The 18,819-nt window shown below is 59.2% G+C and carries 16 protein-coding genes; 8 read left to right on the top strand and 8 right to left on the bottom strand.

The genetic code is table 11. The features are described 5' to 3' along the window. Positions 1 to 19: 19 nt before the first annotated feature. Together M9Q49_RS24525 and M9Q49_RS24520 are read right to left on the bottom strand one after the other, a co-directional pair. On the bottom strand, positions 20 to 2,194 hold the full coding sequence (locus M9Q49_RS24525; RefSeq protein WP_254511715.1) for a hypothetical protein: 2,175 nt from the start codon (positions 2,192 to 2,194) through the stop codon (positions 20 to 22). A gap of 30 nt (positions 2,195 to 2,224) precedes the next feature. After that, positions 2,225 to 4,387 (bottom strand): hypothetical protein, encoded by a 2,163-nt coding sequence (locus M9Q49_RS24520; RefSeq protein ID WP_254511713.1) that lies wholly within the window; start codon positions 4,385 to 4,387, stop codon positions 2,225 to 2,227. A gap of 121 nt (positions 4,388 to 4,508) precedes the next feature. Between M9Q49_RS24520 and M9Q49_RS24515 the strand changes: the two genes are divergently transcribed. The 4 genes from M9Q49_RS24515 to M9Q49_RS24500 all read left to right on the top strand — a co-directional run bounded on the left by M9Q49_RS24515 (position 4,509) and on the right by M9Q49_RS24500 (position 9,352). After that, a complete protein-coding gene (locus M9Q49_RS24515; protein WP_254511711.1) occupies positions 4,509 to 6,005 on the top strand; it encodes a hypothetical protein in 1,497 nt (498 codons plus the stop codon). A gap of 14 nt (positions 6,006 to 6,019) precedes the next feature. After that, the gene (locus M9Q49_RS24510) at positions 6,020 to 7,138 is read left to right on the top strand and encodes a hypothetical protein (RefSeq protein WP_254511709.1); all 1,119 of its coding nucleotides are present in this window, start codon (positions 6,020 to 6,022) and stop codon (positions 7,136 to 7,138) included. A gap of 289 nt (positions 7,139 to 7,427) precedes the next feature. Then, positions 7,428 to 8,435: an acyl-CoA desaturase gene (locus tag M9Q49_RS24505; protein ID WP_254511707.1), complete on the top strand. Its 1,008-nt coding sequence runs from the start codon at positions 7,428 to 7,430 to the stop codon at positions 8,433 to 8,435. Continuing rightward, positions 8,432 to 9,352, top strand: a complete 921-nt coding sequence (locus tag M9Q49_RS24500; RefSeq protein ID WP_254511706.1) for a polyphosphate kinase 2 family protein — start codon at positions 8,432 to 8,434, stop codon at positions 9,350 to 9,352. Before M9Q49_RS24505 ends, M9Q49_RS24500 begins: the two co-directional genes overlap by 4 nt. A 65-nt stretch (positions 9,353 to 9,417) precedes the next feature. Here the strand turns inward: M9Q49_RS24500 and M9Q49_RS24495 are convergent, their stop codons facing one another. Next, a complete protein-coding gene (locus M9Q49_RS24495) occupies positions 9,418 to 10,380 on the bottom strand; it encodes a bestrophin family protein (RefSeq protein ID WP_254511704.1) in 963 nt (320 codons plus the stop codon). Positions 10,381 to 10,430: 50 nt separating this feature from the next. Continuing rightward, on the bottom strand, positions 10,431 to 11,255 hold the full coding sequence (locus tag M9Q49_RS24490) for a universal stress protein (RefSeq protein WP_254511702.1): 825 nt from the start codon (positions 11,253 to 11,255) through the stop codon (positions 10,431 to 10,433). Between the two features lie 263 nt (positions 11,256 to 11,518). Between M9Q49_RS24490 and M9Q49_RS24485 the strand changes: the two genes are divergently transcribed. The 4 genes from M9Q49_RS24485 (at position 11,519) to M9Q49_RS24470 (ending at position 15,057) form a co-directional block, all read left to right on the top strand. Continuing rightward, positions 11,519 to 12,457 carry a LysR family transcriptional regulator gene (locus M9Q49_RS24485; RefSeq protein ID WP_254511701.1) on the top strand — a complete coding sequence of 313 codons (939 nt, stop codon included), beginning with the start codon at positions 11,519 to 11,521 and terminating at the stop codon, positions 12,455 to 12,457. A 66-nt stretch (positions 12,458 to 12,523) separates the two neighbouring features. Further along, the gene (locus M9Q49_RS24480; protein WP_254511699.1) at positions 12,524 to 12,919 is read left to right on the top strand and encodes a hypothetical protein; all 396 of its coding nucleotides are present in this window, start codon (positions 12,524 to 12,526) and stop codon (positions 12,917 to 12,919) included. A gap of 79 nt (positions 12,920 to 12,998) precedes the next feature. Then, positions 12,999 to 13,775, top strand: coding sequence for a hypothetical protein (locus tag M9Q49_RS24475; protein ID WP_254511697.1), 777 nt, complete (start codon positions 12,999 to 13,001; stop codon positions 13,773 to 13,775). A 145-nt stretch (positions 13,776 to 13,920) separates the two neighbouring features. After that, positions 13,921 to 15,057, top strand: a complete 1,137-nt coding sequence (locus M9Q49_RS24470) for a 5-(carboxyamino)imidazole ribonucleotide synthase (protein ID WP_254511696.1) — start codon at positions 13,921 to 13,923, stop codon at positions 15,055 to 15,057. Positions 15,058 to 15,209: 152 nt separating this feature from the next. Here M9Q49_RS24470 and M9Q49_RS24465 read toward each other — a convergent pair whose 3' ends face one another. Genes M9Q49_RS24465 through M9Q49_RS24450 form a run of 4 tightly spaced genes read right to left on the bottom strand, consistent with a single transcriptional unit; the run spans position 15,210 to position 18,725 of the window. Then, positions 15,210 to 16,268: an isocitrate/isopropylmalate dehydrogenase family protein gene (locus tag M9Q49_RS24465; RefSeq protein WP_254511694.1), complete on the bottom strand. Its 1,059-nt coding sequence runs from the start codon at positions 16,266 to 16,268 to the stop codon at positions 15,210 to 15,212. A gap of 52 nt (positions 16,269 to 16,320) precedes the next feature. Continuing rightward, positions 16,321 to 16,749, bottom strand: a complete 429-nt coding sequence (locus M9Q49_RS24460; protein WP_254511693.1) for a hypothetical protein — start codon at positions 16,747 to 16,749, stop codon at positions 16,321 to 16,323. A 17-nt stretch (positions 16,750 to 16,766) separates the two neighbouring features. Beyond that, the gene (locus M9Q49_RS24455; protein WP_254511691.1) at positions 16,767 to 17,360 is read right to left on the bottom strand and encodes a hypothetical protein; all 594 of its coding nucleotides are present in this window, start codon (positions 17,358 to 17,360) and stop codon (positions 16,767 to 16,769) included. A gap of 9 nt (positions 17,361 to 17,369) precedes the next feature. Further along, positions 17,370 to 18,725 (bottom strand): Gfo/Idh/MocA family protein, encoded by a 1,356-nt coding sequence (locus tag M9Q49_RS24450; protein ID WP_254511689.1) that lies wholly within the window; start codon positions 18,723 to 18,725, stop codon positions 17,370 to 17,372. Between the last annotated feature and the right edge of the window lie 94 nt (positions 18,726 to 18,819).

The raw sequence follows: 18,819 nt of genomic DNA, 5'->3' as shown, positions 1-18,819 counted from the left end.
GACTGATGAGCGAGTTAATTCACTGGCGAAACGCCGGGAAGCACCAGGAGCAGTAATGCAGGCCGCGATCGACGAGGCCCTCGCATTCCAGTTGCAGCACCTTCGCTCCCTCCGGAATTTCGACCAGCACTGTCGCGATCGGTTTACCTTCAGCCGCGAACAGTTCCTGGCCATCGACTTTGACGACGAACTTTGCCTCGGGTCTTATCGCGTTACAGGCAACCGCAGTGAAGTACCTGGTCTTGGGCGGGATGGAATAACTGACTGAGGAAGGCGCATGAGCAAATAGATAATCCCGGCACTCTTGGCCGCCAACCCAGGGAACATGCGCGTCTTTGATTGCGGCGGGAATGGCAGAAACCGACAGGAAGTCCTTATATGCGGTACCGGCGAGCGGACGCAGAGTCGTTAGGCGAGTCGCTTTCAATGCGGCGATGTCTGGCGGAAGGGGATTCACGAGCGGAACATCGCGGCCGAAGAAAGCCTGACCATCAATGGCCCGTACTTGAACCTTGGTATACAAAACCTGCTGGTTGTAGGCTCCCAATCCCGGTTGGGCGAATGTCTTGAAAAAAGTCCCCTCGGGCGTTTTGCTTTCGATTCGAGAGAGGGGGCCGTCGTATTCGAGAATCTTCGCTCCATCTACCGAAAACACGATCTGCGCCGTGTCTTCCCGGAGGCGAACATTGGCCTCATAACGGTGGGCCTGATTTGCTCGAAGCAGATTTCGGGTCACCAAAGGCCCCTGCGGGATCGTCAGGAAGTAGCAGTGGTCATTGTTGGAGTCGGCATCTACCATCACCCGAACCATTCGGTCACCGACAGGCAGAATCAAGTAGATGTCACTGTATGCCTCTGCCAGCTTGAATTCGACGACCAAGTCGTAACTCGAGTTAGCCAGCAGGACAGGCAATCGCAGCCGCGGGCCGTAGGTTCGCGAGTGTAGCAAGGAGTTCTGCGGCCCTTTCGTCCAAAAGCCGCGACCGAGGTCGTGATCGATATCGACGAGCGGCAGGACATCGACCCATTCGTTCACAGGCAACGGCTTGTTGGCAGGCGACGCGCTGGGATGTCGCGCGGGCTTGATGACAGCGGGCGCTGGACCGAGAGCTTTCAGTTTCTCTTCCGCGGCCGCACGCGGAATGCCGACGAACGCTTTGTCGGCGAGAGCCTCTTCGTACAGCAGGCGTGCCATGCCCTTCGCAGCGGCCTCGGCTGTGGCCTGCCAACGATCTGCCAGCGAAATCTTGTCGGTCGCCGTCTTCGCTTCCAACGTAGCCGTAGCGAGTTGCTTTCTGCTGGGATCGCTGCCGAGCGCGAGATACGTCAGACTTTCCCGCGCTTGACCACTGGCGAGCAAATACATCCCATAGGCTTGATTGGCAGCTGGATCGAGCGGCTTCGTCGCCAAGGCTTGCTGGGCTTGTTGGGCAACCTCGACAATCTGCAATCGTTCACGCGCAGCGGCCAGCGTATCGGCAAATTCTTTGCGAATCTTGCCGGCTGCTGTTTTCGGAATGAGCACCTCCAGGTGATCGAACAACAGCTTGGCAATATTCGCCTGATTACTGCTTGCCGCGTGTTCCGCCAAGGGCAAGAGTAGCTGGACGGACTTGGCACTCTCTGACGTTGACCAAGAAAGCTTGCTATCGGCCGCGAGCAACGAGGGTAACGCTTCGGCATCGCTCGCCTCAAGCGACTCTTTGAGAAGTCCGCGGACCGATTCGGCCAGGGCCTCGCGTTCAGCGAGCATTAGTCTCGTGGAGTTCGCTTCGGCGACGGCGGCCAGGACTTTACCTTTCACCTTTCGCGCAGCTGCGGGCGAGAGTAGACCGCTTGGATGTTTCTGGAGCAAGTCGATCGAGGGTATGGCTGTCTTGTAATCATTGCCAGCCGCAGCCAGGCGAACCACTTCCTGCCAGGTGGCGAGCAGCGACGGCGCGTGATCCTTGATGGCAGCACTCGTCTTGGCTTCGGCTGCCAATAGTACCGCGAGCTTCGGGCCGTTCACCGGCAGCGTGTCGGGATTGGCGGCGAGGTGGTCGTAGAACTTTTTGAACTTGGGATGATCTTTGAGGCTGTTTCGCGCCGCTGTCACCTCTTCGCTCAACTGCGCGTTCCCGACTTCCTGGCCTTGAACGCCATTAAACGCCGCACAACAGATGAGCAGGCACCCACAGAGAATCGTACGCATCATCATGGCTTTGGCCTGGGCCAGAAGGGGTTATTGGCGAAAAGCGGGGAAGCACCAGAAGCTGCCGTCAAATTCGCGGTTACCAAGGTCATCACAAATCAATTCGAGCGATTTGGCTCCCTCGGGAATCTCTACAAAGACCGGTGCGATCGGGAGACGCTCAACTGAAAATGCCTCTTTCCCGTCGATGCGGACGATAAAGTTCACGGTGCGGCTTAGTGCGCAATAACTAATCGCGGTGAAGTACTTCGCTTTTGCGGGAATGGCATACGTTAGCGAAGATGGCGCATGGGCGAAGAGGTATTCGCGACAGAGCGCACCGCCAACAATCGGCGGCTGGTCCGTTCCGCCATTCACGCCATGCCAGTCGCCGGTGAACGAGGCAGCCACGGGACGAAGTGTGGTGAGCGATGTCCCTTTGAGCGCGAGAACGCTTGCTGGGATGGGCTTCATGAGTGGCACATCGCGGCCGATGGTCGCGGTTCCGCTGATGGGGCGAACTTGGCAACTGGTGAAAACCGCATTGGAGCGGTATCCGGCTAGCCCAGGTTGCTTGTCAGTCCGTAGCGCATATCCCTCGCGCATCTTGAATTCAGCCACAGGGCGCTCCTGATAGACAAGAAACTTGCCATTGAGTGAGAAGCTCACCTTGGCGCGACCGTCCTGCAAACGTACCTCGATGTCGTAGCGATAATTTTGATTGGGAAGCAGCAGATTCCCTTTGATGTTCTTTTCACTAGACACGTCAATGAAGGTGTGTTGGTTGTCCTTGTTTGCATCGACGAACAAGCCTACTGATTGTTTGCCGACGGGAAGGAGAACGTGCACTTCCTGGGCTGGAGAGCCTGGCTTGACCTCGACGGCCAGATCGTAGCTGCAATCTTCCAGCAAGACTGGCAAGCGGATACGAGCGTTTGGAGAGTCGTACATGACCACCGAATTGCGAGGCCCTTGCGAAAAGCGGCCTCGTTCCAAGTCCTGATCAAAATCGATCAGCGGCAGCAACTCGGTCCATTCATTGAGAGGCAAGGTTTTCCTGTCCGTTGCCACGGTTGCTGGTCGTACGGCGGGAGTTAGCGGCAGTGGCGCTGGTCCCAGACTCTTCAATTTTTCTTCCGCCGCTGCGCGCGGAATGCCGACGAGCGATTTATCCGCGAGAGCTTCTTCGTAGAGGCCTCTGGCGAGTTGCTTGCCGGATTTCGCATCAATGGCGGTCCAGCGATCGGCGAGAGCGATCTTCTCCGGCGCCGTTTTCGCTTCGAGGCTTTCGGCCGCGAGCTTTTTCCATTCTGCGTCGGTGCCGAGAGCGAGGTATGTCAAGCTTTGCCTGGCTTGTCCGCAAGCCAGCAGGTAGTTTCCGTAGGCTTGATTGGCAGCTGGGTCGAGCGGCTTGGCAGCTAGAGTCTGCTGCGCTTGCTGAGCACTTTCGACAGTGCTGAGACGCTCGCGGGCCATAGTGAGGGCGTCGGTAAATTCTTTGCGACTCTTGCCAGCCGCTGTTTTTGGAATGAGCAAATCAAGATGATCGAAAAGGAGCTTCGCGGCAGCGGCGCGATTGCCATCGATCGCTTGTTGGGCCAGCGGTAGGAGTAACTGAATGGAATTGGCACTCTCAGCCGTCGACCAAGACAGCTTCGCATCGGCAGCGAGCAGCGATGGCAACGCTTCGACGTCGTTGGCCGTCAGCGACTCCTTCAGCAAGTCACGAACCAACTCCAGCAGGGTTTCGCGTTCACCAGGCGCCGGTTTGGTCGAAACCTCGGCAACCGCTGCGAGGATCTTGCCTTTTGCCTTGCGCGCCGCTGCTGCAGTGAGTATGCCGCTACGATGATTCTGTAGAGAATCGATCGCCGGCAGGGCCGTTTTGTAATCGTTCCCCGCCGCAGCCAGGCGAACCACTTCCTGCCAGGTGGCGAGCAGCGACGGCGCGTGATCCTTGATCGCGGCGCTCGTCTTCGCTTCGGCAGCGAGCAGAGCAGCGAGCTTCGGGCCGTTCACCGGCAGCGTGTCGGGATTCGCCGCGAGGTGGTCGTAGAACTTTTTGAACTTGGGATGATCTTTGAGGCTATCGCGCGCTGCGGCTACATCGGCTGGCAATTTGGCATCGACGTCGGCAGGTGGACCGGGTTGCCCCAACGCGATGACGGCGGAGAATAGAACGCAGAGGATGGCGGCGAGGCGGGGAACTGACATGGGACGCTCCTGGCGAGGGGTGGATTATAGCTTGAATTGACTACCATGTCGCATGTAGAGGATATTGAGGCATTCGCCTTACGCCTCCGCGTCAACAACTCCCTCCCGCTGTTTGATTCCCATGCCCACCTTGTCACTCTTCCTAACCCTTGCTCTTGCTGGCCAAATGCCGCTCGCGCAACCGCCTGAGCTCGCCGCGCAGCAGGCGGGACTAAAGCTTGTGGCAGAGGTTTACAAGGCGGACTATTCTGGGGCGAAGACTCTCCAAGAAAAGAGCAACCTCGCCAAAAAGCTGCTGAAGGATGCCAAGGCGACCAAGAACGACGCCGAAGGTCAGTTCAGCTTGTTTCTCGCCGCGCAAGAGCTCGCGACGCAAGTGGGCGACTTCGCGACCCTTTGGGAAGCTGTCGACCAATCGGCAGAGCGTTTTCAAATCGATCGCTATCAGCAAAAGTTGACTGCCGCCGAATCGGCGCTCAAAGTGGCCCGCAGCACGAGCGCGCGGATCACGATCATTTCCTGGTTATCGCGTCTCACCAGTGAAGCCGCCAATCACGATCAGTTTGCCATTGCCCTGAAAGCGAATGCCTTGGCAATTGAAATCGCTACGCAAGCCAAGGAGTTCAAAGCCTCCAAGCAATTGACGCAGCGGAAAGCAGCACTGGAAGCCGATGAGCAGGCCTTTGCGAAGGCAAAAGCGGCACGGCAAGCGTTGGACAGTAAACCGACCGACGCCGCGGCGAATTTTGTGGCGGGACAATGGCTGTGCTTGAAGCGCGAAGACTGGAAGCAAGGGCTGAATTTTCTTGCGCTCGGTTCGGATGCCGCGCTCGCCAAAGTTGCGCAACAAGAACTCACGCCGCCAACCGCCGGCGACGGACAATTCGAATTGGCCGATGCCTGGTGGGCCACGGCCCAAACCGCGGGTGAAATCTGGAAGCCCGCCAGCGAAGATCGTGCGCGCTACTGGTACCTAAAAGCGTTACCGAGCTTGAGTGGTTTGTCGCAAGCCAAGGCACGACAGCGGTTGATGCAAAAGTTTGAATGGCAATTGGATTCGCCAGTCTTGGATGCGGAGTTCATTCCTTACGTGCCGTCGAAGTGGGCCGATCTGCATTGGCTATCACCGAATGGCGCTAAGATGGAGTATGCCGACAAGCTAGATGCTCTCGTGCTCAATCAAGGAGCCTTGATCGCGCCGAGGAAGTTTCAATCGATTCAAGCGGCGGAAATTACGCTGGGCATTCCTCCCGGCGAAAAGGATGGAATCACCATTGCTGTAGGTCCCGTCTCCATGATTCTGAATTGGGACAATAACGAGAACCATTTTCGATATTGCTTCGACGATCGCTTTGGCCCCGGCAGCGAGTCGACGATGACGAAGCCTTTTGTGCTGGTTCCAGGCCGTTTGCACGAAGTGGCCGTGCGTGAAAAGGACGGCAATGTGGTAGTGACCATCGACGGCAAGCAGCATTACACCAAAAAGGGTTCTCTGCAGGGAACAATCACCGTCGTGACCCGCAAGCAAGGCTCGTTGGCACTCCGCCGAATCGCCGTCGAGGGAATCAGCGATCCGACCCTCAAGCCCACCGGCCCCGAACCCAACAATTTGTACTAAGCACGCAGCACCTCATGGATTTTGACCCCTATTACAAATGGCTGGCCATTCCGCCAGCCGAGCAGCCGCCGAATCATTACCGGCTGCTCGGGGTGCCGCTGTTTACTGACGATCCCGACGTGATCGAAAACGCTGCCGATCAGCGGATGTCGCATCTGCGGTCGTTGCAAAGTGGCAAACATTCGCAGGACAGCCAGCGGTTGTTGAACGAAGTTGCTGCCGCCCGCGGTTGCCTGCTCAACGCGACGAAGAAGAGCGAATACGACACGACGCTGCGCCGGGCGACGACGCCGGCACGACCGCAGCCGCTGCCAGTTGCCAGGCCGATTTCGTCACCACCAATTTCACCACCGCTTGCCGCGCAGCCGCCGATGGCAGCGCCTGTCCCAGTGCCGCAGCCAGTTGCGTTTGCACCAGCGCCGCGGCCGGCTGCTGCAAAACGCAAAGCCAAAGAATCGCTGCTGGCGGATATTTTCCGCCTCGCCTCGGCGCCGATCGTGGGCTTGGGGCTCGGCTTCATCTTGCTGGCGTATCTCAAACCGGAATGGGATCGCTTCGGTTGGTTTCATCGCCAACCGGTGGTTGCGATTCCTGCGTCCAACCCCGCCAAGGTTCAACCAGCGCCGAAGCCCGAGGTCACCAAACCGAAACCAGCCATCGAACCGAAGCCGTCGCCGCCTATTGAAAAGCCCTCGCCTCCCATTGTCGCCCCAATGCCGATTCCGCCGTCGCCACCGCAACCCACGGCAGAGGAACTAGCCCAGCAAGCCGCCACCGAACGAGCCGAAAAGCTCGCACGTCTGCAAGCCGATCGCGATGCAGCCATCGCCGCCGGCAAAGTGCTGCCAGCCTTGAAGTTGACCTCCGAAGTCGCACAGCTCGCCGAACTCGATCCGCGCACCGAGAAACTGCGCGTCGTGGATGAACTCTGTAAGACTGACCACCCACCGGCAGAGACGTTCATCCTCACCGGCGCGATGATGGAACACGCCCGGCATTTGCTGACTAACAACCAAAAGCCGCAGGCCACCGAGCGCGCCACGGCAGCCCTGCAACTGGCACGCAAAACCGCGGATCAAGATCTCATTCGCCAGGCAACGCGGCTGGTGCTCGAGATTCAACAGCAAGAGTGAACGAGGTCACTGCGAGACGCGTTCCAAAATGATTCGCCAAATCTCCAGCAACTTGAATTCCGTCGCTTTTTGGGTGATGTAGTCGCGATCGATTGGATGACGCGAAAGCTTGAGCATGCCGGCGATATCTCGCAGGGGCCGCACAAAGCGGCACGTCAGCGAACTCGCCGCACTCCCGACAGCTCTTTGACACGAGTTTTACCCGGCCGAAATGCGTTCTCGCTTGCTGAATTGGTATAGTGCGGACAGCGTTTTGCCGTTGTTTTTGTTGCCATGAGGACCGTCGGTGATGGAAGGTGCTACTGCCTCCGCTTCAGCCGAAGCCGAGCCACGAGTTGCTGATGCTGCGGCCTACGAACCCGCCGTGCAGGACGTCGGCTTTCCGCTCGACGCGCCGCGGGGGCAAAAGATTGCGATGCTGCTTGCCGTGGTGCTGCCGTTCGTCGGAGTCATCATCGGCATCGTGATTAGCTGGCAGCATGGCTTTATGGGTTGGTTGTATCTGTCGCTGTTGCTGGGTGGCTGGGTCGTGAGCGGGTTGGGCATTACGGTTGGTTTTCATCGGTTGCTGACGCATCGCTCGTTTGATACTTATCGCTGGGTGCGAGCGGCTTGGATGTTGGCCGGCGCGCTGTCGGTCGAAGGTTCGCCGCTAGTGTGGTGCGCGGTCCATCGGCGGCATCATCAGTTCAGCGATCTGCCGGGCGATCCGCATTCGCCGCACCTCGCGGGCGACGGTTGGGTTGGCTGGTGGCGAGGCCTGTGGCATTCGCACGCGGGCTGGCTCTTCACGGGCGTGTGGAGTCATTCCGATCAACAGCGGTACATTCCCGATCTGCTCGCCGATCCGCTGCTGGTGCGACTCGATCGGTTCTATGGTTTGTGGATTCTCGTGAGCTTCATCATTCCGTTCGCGATCGGCGGTCTCGTCACGCGCTCGTGGGAAGGTGCCTGGCTGGGCTTGCTATGGGGCGGCTTCGTACGGGTGTTTATCACGCATCACGTCACCTGGTCGATCAATTCGATCTGCCATGTCTTCGGTGGTCGCGAGTTTGTTTCGAACGATCACTCGCGCAACAATGCGATCTGCGGCATCTTTGCTTTCGGCGAAGGCTGGCATAACAATCATCATGCCTTTCCCACATCGGCCCGGCATGGCTTGCGGTGGTGGCAGTTCGATACCAGCTGGCTGGTCATCCGCACGATGCAGTTGCTGGGCCTGGCGTGGAACGTGCGATTGCCGTCGGAGCAATCGCTGTGCGATAAACGCCTACAACGTGGCGAGAAAACACGATGAATATCCGCGACAACCTGATCGAAAAATTCCGCGTCCAACCCGGCAAGAAATTGCGCCTCAAGGATCACGATCCAGACTGGTCAGGCGATAAGGATGTCCCGGTCGAGAAGCGGAAGGAGTTTGCGCAGGAAGTTCTCACGCAGGACGTTTCGAGTCTCGCCGAAGCGCAGGAGCTGCTCTACGCCGACGACAGTTGGTCGCTGCTCGCCATCTTTCAAGCCATGGACGCGGCGGGCAAGGACAGCACCATCAAGCACGTGATGTCGGGCATCAACCCGCAAGGTTGCCAGGTTTATTCGTTCAAGCATCCGTCGTCCGAGGAGCTCGATCACAACTTTCTCTGGCGGTGCATGAAGTGCCTCCCCGAGCGCGGCCGGATCGGCATCTTCAATCGTTCCTACTACGAAGAAGTGCTCATCGTCAAAGTGCATCCTGAGTTGATCGACGCTCAGCATATTCCCGGCGTGACGCCCGGCGACAAGTTGAAAAAAGAGTTCTGGGAACACCGCTACGAAGACATCAACAACTTCGAACAGCATCTGACCCGCAACGGCACGACAATCGTCAAGTTTTTTCTCAATGTTTCGAAAGAAGAGCAAGCCAAGCGTTTTCTGAAACGGCTGAATGATCCTGCCAAACACTGGAAGTTTTCGGCGAGCGATCTCGCCGAGCGCGAACACTGGGATGAATACATGCAGGCCTACGAGGAATGCCTCTCGGCGACGAGCACCGAGGATGCGCCCTGGTACGTCATTCCCGCCGATCACAAGTGGGTCACGCGAGCATCGGTGGCTGCGATCTTAAATCAAACCATCCGCCGCCTGAAGCTGGAGTGGCCCAAGCCGAACCAAGCCGATGAAGCCCGCATCGAGCAAGCGCGGCGGCAGCTGGAAGGGGAGAAGAAAGCGTCTTCGTAGAATCTTCGTTGTAGGACGGACCATTGGTGCCAATGGTCCGAACTGCGGCTCGCGACCTACATCGGCTAGTTGGCAGTGCTGTTGAGAATCGCCGTGTCGTGGCTGAGAACCACATGGGCTGGCTGCGGCCGGTTGGCGGCCGGGATGTCAAGCGGGCCAGATGCCTGCAGATACTTCTGCTGATCGAAGATGTTCCGTTCGATGGTCGCCGTGATGTCGGCGAGCGGCAGATGGCTGAGGCTATCGACCGAGAACGGATTCTGCAGCTCCATGCCGATCTGATCGAGCGAGAGGAGCGGATAGGCGACCAACAGCACGATGATCGGCGTCATGACGCCCGTCTTGTCGACGATGGCAATCGGCAGAGCGATGAGATACACGAAGAGGAAGTGGCGGATCTTGATCGAGAAGACGCGGGCCAGCGGCGTTTTCATGATCCGTTCGCAGCCGCCGATGTGATCGATCAGGCTTGAGCGTTCGTGTTCGGCTTGAATGAAGGCAAAGCGATCAAATTGTCCAGATCGCATGGCTTCGTGCAGCAGCTGAGCGATTCGATTGGCGACATAGGTGGGCGAGTGCGGCGCGGCGGCGAGTTGGGCGGTCTGCTCGGGACTGAGCAGCCGCTCTACGTCTCGCCAGTCAGTGTCTCCACGCAGGCTTCGCATGCACGCATGCGGAAAGACCGCGACCCACCGAGCAAATTCCGCCTGCCAATCGCGATTCTGCGGACCATAGACCGCGCCGATCGTGGCCAGATTGCGGCATTGATTCACCATGCCGCCCCATAACTTGCGGGCTTCGTACCAGCGGTCGTAACCCGCATTGGTGCGCGTCACGAGGATCAGCGCGAGCACCACACCCACGATTTCATACGGCGCGACACCGAGTCCTGTTTGCACGCCCGTGTATTCCACCACGGCATGCACTGCCACGCTAATGCCGCAGAAAATCAGGACCCGCACCGCAATGTAGGGTGAGACGGAGCCGTGCCACTTAAAAACTTCGTACCAAAAGTCCTGTCGATACATCAAATCACTCGATCTCGATTGAGTTGCGTGTTCGTTGTTGAAGCGAAGCCTTAGCCACTGGCAAACAGGGCCATGTCGCTGCTTCTCAAAATCTGTTCGGCTGGCTGAGGCCACAGCGGCCGCAGCAAAGCGTTCTGCCGCCAATAGCCCGTAACCACCAGATCGGCTTCCCATTTGGTCGCGTAATTCAGCAGAGAGTTCTGTGAGCTGCCGCGGAGCCAACCACACTCAAAATGCTTCCGCTGCTGCCGAACGTAATCGGCAAACTCGCGCAGCAGCTCTTTCGCCCGCGCATCGGTCTCGCCGATCGCGAGCAACCGCAACTCAGCGTTCGGAAATAGATCGTGTCGCAAAAAGTCCCGAATCGCCGACATGGCCGCGGGCGCGCCGTCGCTCGCCAGGAGCACGCGCTGTACCGGTTCCAGTGGCGTGCGGAGGACGAGCAACGGCCGCACACCGCAGCCCAGTAAGTTCAGCGCCTCGGGGCCGCTGAACGCGGATTCGTAATCTTTCACCGCCGCCGCTCGAGGCACGGCAGTGATCGTCAGGTCGTGAAACTGCGCCTCGCGCGGCAAGATCTCGAGCGGATCACCCTTTTCGCGGCGAATATCGAAATCCACTTCCGCCGCGGCACACACGCTCGACAGCTGGGCACGAACCTGGCTTTGCGACTCCGCCACATCCTGCAAACGACGGAACTCGCGGCAGCAGGTGAGCGCCGACTCGCAGGTAGAGGTAGCCCCAATGGCCCGAGTGTCGAGCAGCGTCAAGCCGCGCAGCCGGGCCCCTTGAGCCGTGGCGATCTGCACCCCTAGCTCAATGAGTGATTGCGCAGGTTGTGCGCCATCCAAATGCAGCAGCAGGCTGTTCAGCACAGTGCACGCTCCCTACTTTCGGGCCCCAGCAATTTTGACGGCCGTCGACCGAATCTGCGGTTATCAAAAGCCTTACGACAATTTGTCGTAGTTGACTGAATCCTAACGAACATTACAGTTCTGTAACTTTACGGAAGTATCGACCAAACGGCAAGTTCGTTGTTAGGGCGGTACCCATGGAAAATTTCAATGCGGGAAATCCCTGTCGCTCGCATTGCCGACCGCACGCCTGCCTTCCTCCCTCGTGATGATGAGTCGCGTCGATGACCGAAAAACTGCAAGACCTCAACTTTCTCCACCTGTTCTATTTCTGGATGGCCGTTCGCCACGGCGGAATCACTGCGGCTGGCGAACGCCTGCACCTGACGCAGCCGACCATCAGCACGCAGATTCGCAAGTTGGAAAAGTCGCTCGGCCACGACCTGTTCAATCGCGATGGCCGTGAGCTTGAGATGACCGAGGTCGGCAAAACAGTCTTCGAATACGCCGACGATATGTTCGCCGTGGGACGCGAAATGCTCGGCGCACTGCGAGGCGTTCCTTCGCAGCGCTCACTGCGGCTGCACGTGGGCGTGCCGATGGTCATGCCGAAACTCATGACCTATCGCTTGCTAGAGCCCGTACTGCAGTTTCCGCAGCCGTTGCAAATCGTTTGTCACGAAGCGCCGCTCGACGATCTGGTCGCCGACCTGATGCGCCATCAGCACGACGTGATTCTCTCCGACACGCCGGTCCCTTCGAACAAGCGAGTCCGCACTTACAGCCATCCGCTGGGTAGTTGTGGCATCGCAATCTGCGCGACACGCGAACTCGCCGCGCAACTACAGCCGCGTTTTCCACACTCGCTTGATGGAGCGCCGATGCTGCTACCTGCCGCTAATACCGAACTCCGCCGTCTGCTCGACGGCTGGCTCGACGACAGCAGCCTCACGCCGCGAATCACTGCCGAGCTCAATGATAGCGCGCTGTTGCAAGTCTTCGGCGCTGGGGGCGCCGGCGTTTTCCCCGTTCCCGCGGCTGTCCTCCCCGAAGTGCAACGGCAGTTCGACGTGGAAGTCGTCGGCCATCTCGACAATCTGCAGCTCCACTTCTACGCCGTCACACTGCAGCGCAAGCTGACTCATCCCGCCGTCGTGGCGATTTCGCAAGCCGCGCAGGAAGGCTTGCTTTCGATGACCACGCCCGCCGCAGCCGCGGTTTAAACGAATCGATTGCGGTAAAATAGGAACGCCTCGTCGCCATCGAAACGCCTCAAAAAGGAAATTTCCATGCGTACTCTACGTTGCATTTCCCAGGTGGCCAGCGGCCTGTTGCTCGCAGCCGCAATCGCTGTCTCCACCGCCGATGCTCAAGAACAAGTGAACGTTCCTAAAATCCAGAGCGTGAAATTCGACCTGAAAGCGGGCACCATGGAGGTCACCGGCGAAGTGCCGACCGGCGGCTACAAAGACCCGCAAATCATCCGGGTCGAATACATCAAACAGCCCGACGATGGCATCCAGGATTTCAATTTCGTCGCCACTAAGCCGGACGGCATCGTGACGCAGGTCATCAGCAAGGTCTCGGCCAAGTACGACTGGAAAGGCGAGATCCCCGCGTGGATCAAAGGAGTCCGCATCCATGGCTCTGGCGATGGTGTGAAAGTCATGAAAATCGAGCGGTGATTTCGGCCACCTGCGGGCTGGTGGATTACAACTCGAAAATCCTTCGCAACGAAACCGGCCGCTCGCCCGTCTTATTGGCATGCCTGCTGAAACGGCCCGGCCGGGTCGAAATTTTCTCCGTTTTTCGCTCCGCACCTTGCTCGTGGGCATGGTGGTCTGCGGCGCCGTTTCTGGATTTGCGGCTCGGGTCCATTCCCGGGCACAGCGGCAAAAGCAGATTCTCATAGATGCTGCCAGAATCGGCGGCAGTATTCGCTACGACTACGAATGCTACAGCGAGTCTCCCTGGTACACGGCCCAGCGTTGGCTGGCGCCGAAGATCGGCCCCGATTACGTCGGCAGCGTGCTGATTTTGAACTTCCACGCCACGCCTCCTCGCGAGTGGCGAAAGGTGCTGCCAGCAGCGGCGGAGTTGCAATCGATCGATCACTTCGCCGCTTGTTGCGAAGAATTGGAGGCGTCCGACATTGAACTCCTGTCAAAGTTCACTCGGATGAAGCAGATCCATTTTCACTACTGCAGCGAGGTCCCCTCGCTCGAAGCCTTCGGCAAATTGCAACAGTTGGAATTGCTCAGCATTCATAGCAGCGGCGTAACCTCTGCGAAGCTCGCGCCGCTGCAACAGTTACCCAACTTCAAGACCCTCGACCTATGCAACAGCGACGCCACCGATGAGGTCGTGCCACTGCTGGCCACATTTACCGCCCTGGAAGAGTTGCACGCGGAAGGAAGCGAAATGACCGCCGCCGGCCTGGCCGGTTTGAGCAAATCGAAGTCGCTCCGCGTGCTGTGCGTCGACCATACGCAACAAAGCGTCAGGGATGCGCTGACCGGCGTGACGGTTTCTCTGAAGTAAGCGAAATGGACGCGGAATTCCGTCGCTCGCAGCACTTTACATCCGCTCCACTTACTGCGGGTGTGGCCGTTTCCCTCCTTGTGGCATTGGCTCGTCATGTTACGCTTGAGGCACCCTCCTGTTCACTTTTTCCCGCACACAATCCATGTCACAAATCATCCAACCCGGCAGCACTCTCGGCGTGTTAGGGAGCGGCCAATTGGGGCGGATGTTTACGATCGCGGCCCGGCGACTCGGCTATCGCGTGCACGTCCTTTCGCCCGACGACGACACGCCGACGGGGCAAGTCGCCGATGTCGAAGTTCGCGCGGCGTATGACGATCTCGATGCGATCGCGAAGTTCGCGCAGGGCGTTTCGGTGGTCACCTTCGAATTTGAAAACGTCCCTTCACCCACCACGCAGGCCGCGGAAAAATTCGCGCCGGTTCGGCCGGGCGGCCATGTGCTGCATGTCACGCAGAACCGTCTGCGCGAGAAGAACTTTCTCCGCGGCATTGGCATCGGCACCACGCCCTACTTCGCTGTTCGCTCGGAAGCCGATCTGCGCGAAGCACTCGAAAAAACCGGCTGTCCCGCGGTGCTGAAAACGGCCGACTGGGGCTACGACGGCAAGGGCCAAGCCAAGATTCAATCGCCTGATGACATCGCCCGCATCTGGCCGGCCTTTGCAGGCCAAGAGAGCATTCTCGAAGCCTACGTCGATTTTGCTTGCGAAGTTTCGATCGTCGGCGCCCGCGGCCTTGATGGCGAGTTTGTCGCGTACGGCCCCGTGCACAATACCCATCGCAATCACATTCTCGATGTTTCGATATGCCCCGCGCCGGTCAGCGACCAGGTCTCGCGCGATGCCATCGACATCGCCCGCACCATCTTCGAAAAGCTGCAAGTCGTCGGCGTGCTGTGCGTCGAGTTCTTCGTCACCCGCGACGACAAACTGTTGGTGAACGAACTCGCGCCGCGGCCTCACAACAGCGGGCATTACACAATCGACGCCTGCGTCAGCTGCCAGTTCGAACAGCAAGTCCGCGCGGTCTGCGGCTTGCCCCTCGGCTCCGTCCGCCAGCATCGACCGGCCGCAATGGTCAACCTCCTCGGCGACGTTTGGCAACCGAACGCCCCGCGCTGGGATCTGGCCCTCAAGCAGCCCGATCTGAACCTGCATCTCTACGGCAAAGCCGAACCCCGCGCCGGCCGCAAAATGGGCCACTTCACCGCCCTCGCCGACACCGCGCAACAAGCCGCCGCCATCGCCCTCGCCGCCCGCGAAGCGCTGCAGTCCTAACTTTTTCGCGCGACCCATCGTCGTCCTTCGCTCCGCGAAAGACAAATCGCCGCCGCACATCGGCGGGCGCAGGAACGAGCCCCGCGAAGTTCCGGCTTCAGCGAGTTCCTGGCGGCTGGCTGTTAGCGAACGACGACAAATGCGGCTGCGGCCTAGGTGACATTCGCGAGCACCGCCGAGCCCATTTGTTCGGTCGTCAATTTGCCGCCGAGGTCGGGCGTCGCTGCGCCACTGAGCAGGGTTTCTTCCACAGCAGTCCGAATGCGGGCAGCAGCGGCTGGGTGATCGAGGTGATCGAGTAGCATAGCGCCGCTAAGGATCGCCGCGATCGGGTTGGCGATGCCTTTGCCGGCGATGTCGGGCGCGCTGCCGTGCACGGGTTCGAACATCGAAGGAAAATTGCGTTCGGGGTTGGTGTTGGTACTTGGCGCGAGACCCAAGCCGCCAGCGAGCACGCCGCCGAGGTCGGTCAGCAAGTCGCCGAAGAGATTCGAAGCCACGACAACGCCGAACTTCTCCGGCCAGCGGACCATGTTCATCGCACAGGCGTCGCAATGCTGCCGCTCGCTCTCGATGTCGGGATATTGCGGCGCCAGTTCGGCGAGAATGTCGTCCCACAGCACATAGGCATGCCGCTGGGCGTTCGACTTCGTCACCATCGTCAATTTCTTTCGCCGTTTGCGGGCCATTTCGAAGCCGTAGCGCAGAATCCGTTCGACACCCTTGCGCGTGTGCACGGCAGTTTGCACAGCGAACTCGTCGGGCGTGCCGCGTTTCAGGCGGCCGCCGTTATCGACGTATTCTCCTTCGGAGTTTTCACGGAGCACGACGAAATCAATCTCCGCGGGACCTTTGCCGGCCAGCACGCTTTTCAAACCGCGATAAAGTTTCGCCGGCCGCATGCAAGCGTATTGGTCAAAGGCTTGCCGGATCTGCACGAGCGGCCAGAGAGTTTCATGATCGGGCAACAGCGCCGGCCAACCGACCGCACCGAGCAGAATGGCATCGAAGGGGCGCACGATGCTGAGAAAATTTTCCGGCACACAGCGGCCGTGCTGTTTCCAATATTCGATGCCCCAGGGGAGCGTGGTGAATTCGAGATGCAGTTCGGGCTCGAGGCGAGCCGCCGCCGAGAGAACTCGCATGGCTTCGGCCGTCACTTCGGGACCAATGCCGTCGCCAGGATAGGCGGCAATCTTCAAAGTCGTCACGCTCAGCTCTCCTCGGGAGAAGGTGGAGTTTGCGAGGCACGGAGTGACTCGCTTACGGAGGATTGTCTTTTGTCGCGCGCTCGCGATGTTCCCGCCGCAATCGTTCGAGCTCGCCGCGAATCGTATCGCGGTCGGTCTGCAGACGATCGATCTGCCGGCGAAAATGCTGCCGCCACGCCAACCAATCGCTGGCGGCCAGCAGCATCAACCACAGTAGCAAAAGCCCGACGCCCGACCAGTACAGCAGCCGCGGCAACTCGTCCTGAAAAACCTTGTCGAGCCACAACTCGCCCAGCAGCAGCACGCCGATGACGCCGACCATTGCGCTCGATTGCAGCCGCCGCCGATATCGCCGCGCTTGAAACTCGCGTTCCGCTTCGGCCAGGCCGCCATGATCGGCAGTCCGCCAGGCGCGGATGTGTCCAACCACGAGCAAGATCGAGATGGCGATAAGGCCGAGCGAAAGGGGGATCGTTAGCATCCGTCAGCAATTACAAATTAGCGATTCAAACCAGGCCACTGCGGCAACGACTCGATGAACGGGCGGCCAGCGCCCTTCAACCAGAGATACGATTTGTTTGCCTTGACGAACTTGAGGTAGTTCCCCCAACGCGTAACCGTATTCCAGCCAATCACGAACGACACGAGCGAGATGAAAAACGCCACCGTCCCGTAGTCGGCGTCTACTCTGGCCAGTAAGAAACTACCGATAAACAGTAGCAGACCTAGCACCATCAGAATGATGCCGATCTGCCGAATCAGTCGGTTGCGTTTCCAGAGGTAAGACGCCAGCGCATAGCTGAAATAGTTTCTGCGCTGCCACCAATCGAACATGTAAGACCAGGTGATCTTCTGGGTGTGCTCCAGTTCGCTCGGATCATTGGTTTTCAGGCACCGCGGCGGAAACTTCGCATCGACATGCACGACGATGGCCTTGCCATCGCGCCAGACGCCGACGCCTGGATCGGTCGGCAGCTGATACTCGGCCGCGCCGGAGGGCGCGGCGTAGGGGTTCAACGCATCGGCCGCCGAGTGCATGCGCACTCCACTCGTCGGCAACGGTTCATCGGCAAAGGGATTGGGCGCGGTCATCGGATTCCACTACGCATCGGCAGGATGCTTCCACGGCGCTCGGTAGGGCCGCTTGAGCAACTTATTCGCCGCGTCATCATTCACGATCTTGTGCGCCGCCGAATCCCACGTGAGCGAGCGGCCGAGCTGCATCGAGAGGTTGGCCAGGATGCAGCTCGTCGTGCTGATGTGCCCTTGCTCGATGTCGGCGACCGGTTTGTTGCGACTCTCGATGCAGGCCAGGAAATCCTTCATGTGACCGCGAATAGCCGGCGCGACATGCTTCTCCAAATCCTTTTCGGTTTTGTCCTCGGGGAATTCTTCGAGCTCCATTTTTACGTCGACGTGTTCTGCCTGACCGCCTCCCATCGGTTTGAAATCGTAGCTGTTCACGCTGGCCCGGAGCGTGCCCTTGTCGCCGTAGAACGTCGCGCCCCAAGGATATTGCGGATCGGGCGGGGCGCCCCAACTGCGATGCGTCCAGACAATCGGCAGATCGCCGAAGTCGAACGTCGCGGTTTGCGTGTCGCTAATGTTGGCCCGGCTGTTTTTGTCGACCAAAATGCCGCCGCTTGATTCGATCCGCTGCGGCCAACCGAGGTCCATCATCCAGCGCACCATATCGAGCATGTGCACGCACATGTCGCCGACGATGCCGTTGCCGTACTCGTTGAAGGCCCGCCAACGACGCGGATGAACAAGCGAGTTGTATGGTTTCAGCGGCGCGGGGCCGGTCCACATTTCGTAATCGAGATAATCGGGCGGAGTCGAGTCGGGCGGATTCTCCTTGGCCCGCATGTGGTAGTAGCAATAGATCTCGACCAGTGCGATCTTGCCGAGCTTTCCTTCCTTGATGATCCGATCGCGGGCTTGAATGAGATGCGGCGTGCTGCGGCGCTGCGTGCCGACCTGCACCACTCGCTTGTGCTTGCGCGCCGCATCGAGCATGGCCTTTCCTTCGGCGATATCAACGCCGATCGGCTTTTGCACCCACACATCGGCTCCCATTTCCATCGCGGCGATAGCTGGCAACGCGTGCCAATGGTCGGGCGTATCGACGAGGACGATGTCGACGTCTTTCTCCTTGAGCAGTTCGCGATAGTCGCCGTAGGTCCGCGGCTTTTTCTTCGAAGCTTGCCGCGTAGCGACAAGTTCGGCCGCCTCGGCAACCATGTTTTTGTCGACATCGCACAGCGAAACCACTTCGACCGGCGAGACCTGCACGAGCCGCAGCAAATCGCTCTTGCCATACCAGCCGCTGCCGATCAGGGCGACGCGCTTCGGCTTGTCGCCCGCTGCCGCGAACGCCCGCGCGTGCAAAGTCGACAACGCCACGCCCGCCGAAGCACCGGCGAGCGATTGAGAAAGAAAACGGCGACGATTCATGAGCGGCCTCGCGCAGAGAGGAAAGTAAAGCAGCTGTAGCCGCTCACTTTACCCCCGCCGCAATGCGGCGGGGAGTAGACTCCGCACGGTCAGC

It is taken from the genome of Anatilimnocola floriformis, from assembly GCF_024256385.1.
In the GTDB taxonomy this organism is placed as follows: Bacteria; Planctomycetota; Planctomycetia; order Pirellulales; family Pirellulaceae; genus Anatilimnocola; species Anatilimnocola floriformis.
The sequence above is the reverse complement of the archived record's forward strand: the minus strand, read 5'-3'. Positions and strand labels throughout refer to the sequence as shown.

What these genes read in the sequence shown, in the direction of transcription:
- M9Q49_RS24525 (WP_254511715.1), bottom strand. Translation starts at nt 2,194, where the DNA reads ATGCGTACGATTCTCTGTGGGTGCCTGCTCATCTGTTGTGCGGCGTTT.
- M9Q49_RS24520 (WP_254511713.1), bottom strand. Translation starts at nt 4,387, where the DNA reads ATGTCAGTTCCCCGCCTCGCCGCCATCCTCTGCGTTCTATTCTCCGCC.
- M9Q49_RS24515 (WP_254511711.1), top strand. Translation starts at nt 4,509, where the DNA reads ATGCCCACCTTGTCACTCTTCCTAACCCTTGCTCTTGCTGGCCAAATG.
- M9Q49_RS24510 (WP_254511709.1), top strand. Translation starts at nt 6,020, where the DNA reads ATGGATTTTGACCCCTATTACAAATGGCTGGCCATTCCGCCAGCCGAG.
- M9Q49_RS24505 (WP_254511707.1), top strand. Translation starts at nt 7,428, where the DNA reads ATGGAAGGTGCTACTGCCTCCGCTTCAGCCGAAGCCGAGCCACGAGTT.
- M9Q49_RS24500 (WP_254511706.1), top strand. Translation starts at nt 8,432, where the DNA reads ATGAATATCCGCGACAACCTGATCGAAAAATTCCGCGTCCAACCCGGC.
- M9Q49_RS24495 (WP_254511704.1), bottom strand. Translation starts at nt 10,380, where the DNA reads ATGTATCGACAGGACTTTTGGTACGAAGTTTTTAAGTGGCACGGCTCC.
- M9Q49_RS24485 (WP_254511701.1), top strand. Translation starts at nt 11,519, where the DNA reads ATGACCGAAAAACTGCAAGACCTCAACTTTCTCCACCTGTTCTATTTC.
- M9Q49_RS24480 (WP_254511699.1), top strand. Translation starts at nt 12,524, where the DNA reads ATGCGTACTCTACGTTGCATTTCCCAGGTGGCCAGCGGCCTGTTGCTC.
- M9Q49_RS24475 (WP_254511697.1), top strand. Translation starts at nt 12,999, where the DNA reads ATGCCTGCTGAAACGGCCCGGCCGGGTCGAAATTTTCTCCGTTTTTCG.
- M9Q49_RS24470 (WP_254511696.1), top strand. Translation starts at nt 13,921, where the DNA reads ATGTCACAAATCATCCAACCCGGCAGCACTCTCGGCGTGTTAGGGAGC.
- M9Q49_RS24460 (WP_254511693.1), bottom strand. Translation starts at nt 16,749, where the DNA reads ATGCTAACGATCCCCCTTTCGCTCGGCCTTATCGCCATCTCGATCTTG.
- M9Q49_RS24455 (WP_254511691.1), bottom strand. Translation starts at nt 17,360, where the DNA reads ATGACCGCGCCCAATCCCTTTGCCGATGAACCGTTGCCGACGAGTGGA.
- M9Q49_RS24450 (WP_254511689.1), bottom strand. Translation starts at nt 18,725, where the DNA reads ATGAATCGTCGCCGTTTTCTTTCTCAATCGCTCGCCGGTGCTTCGGCG.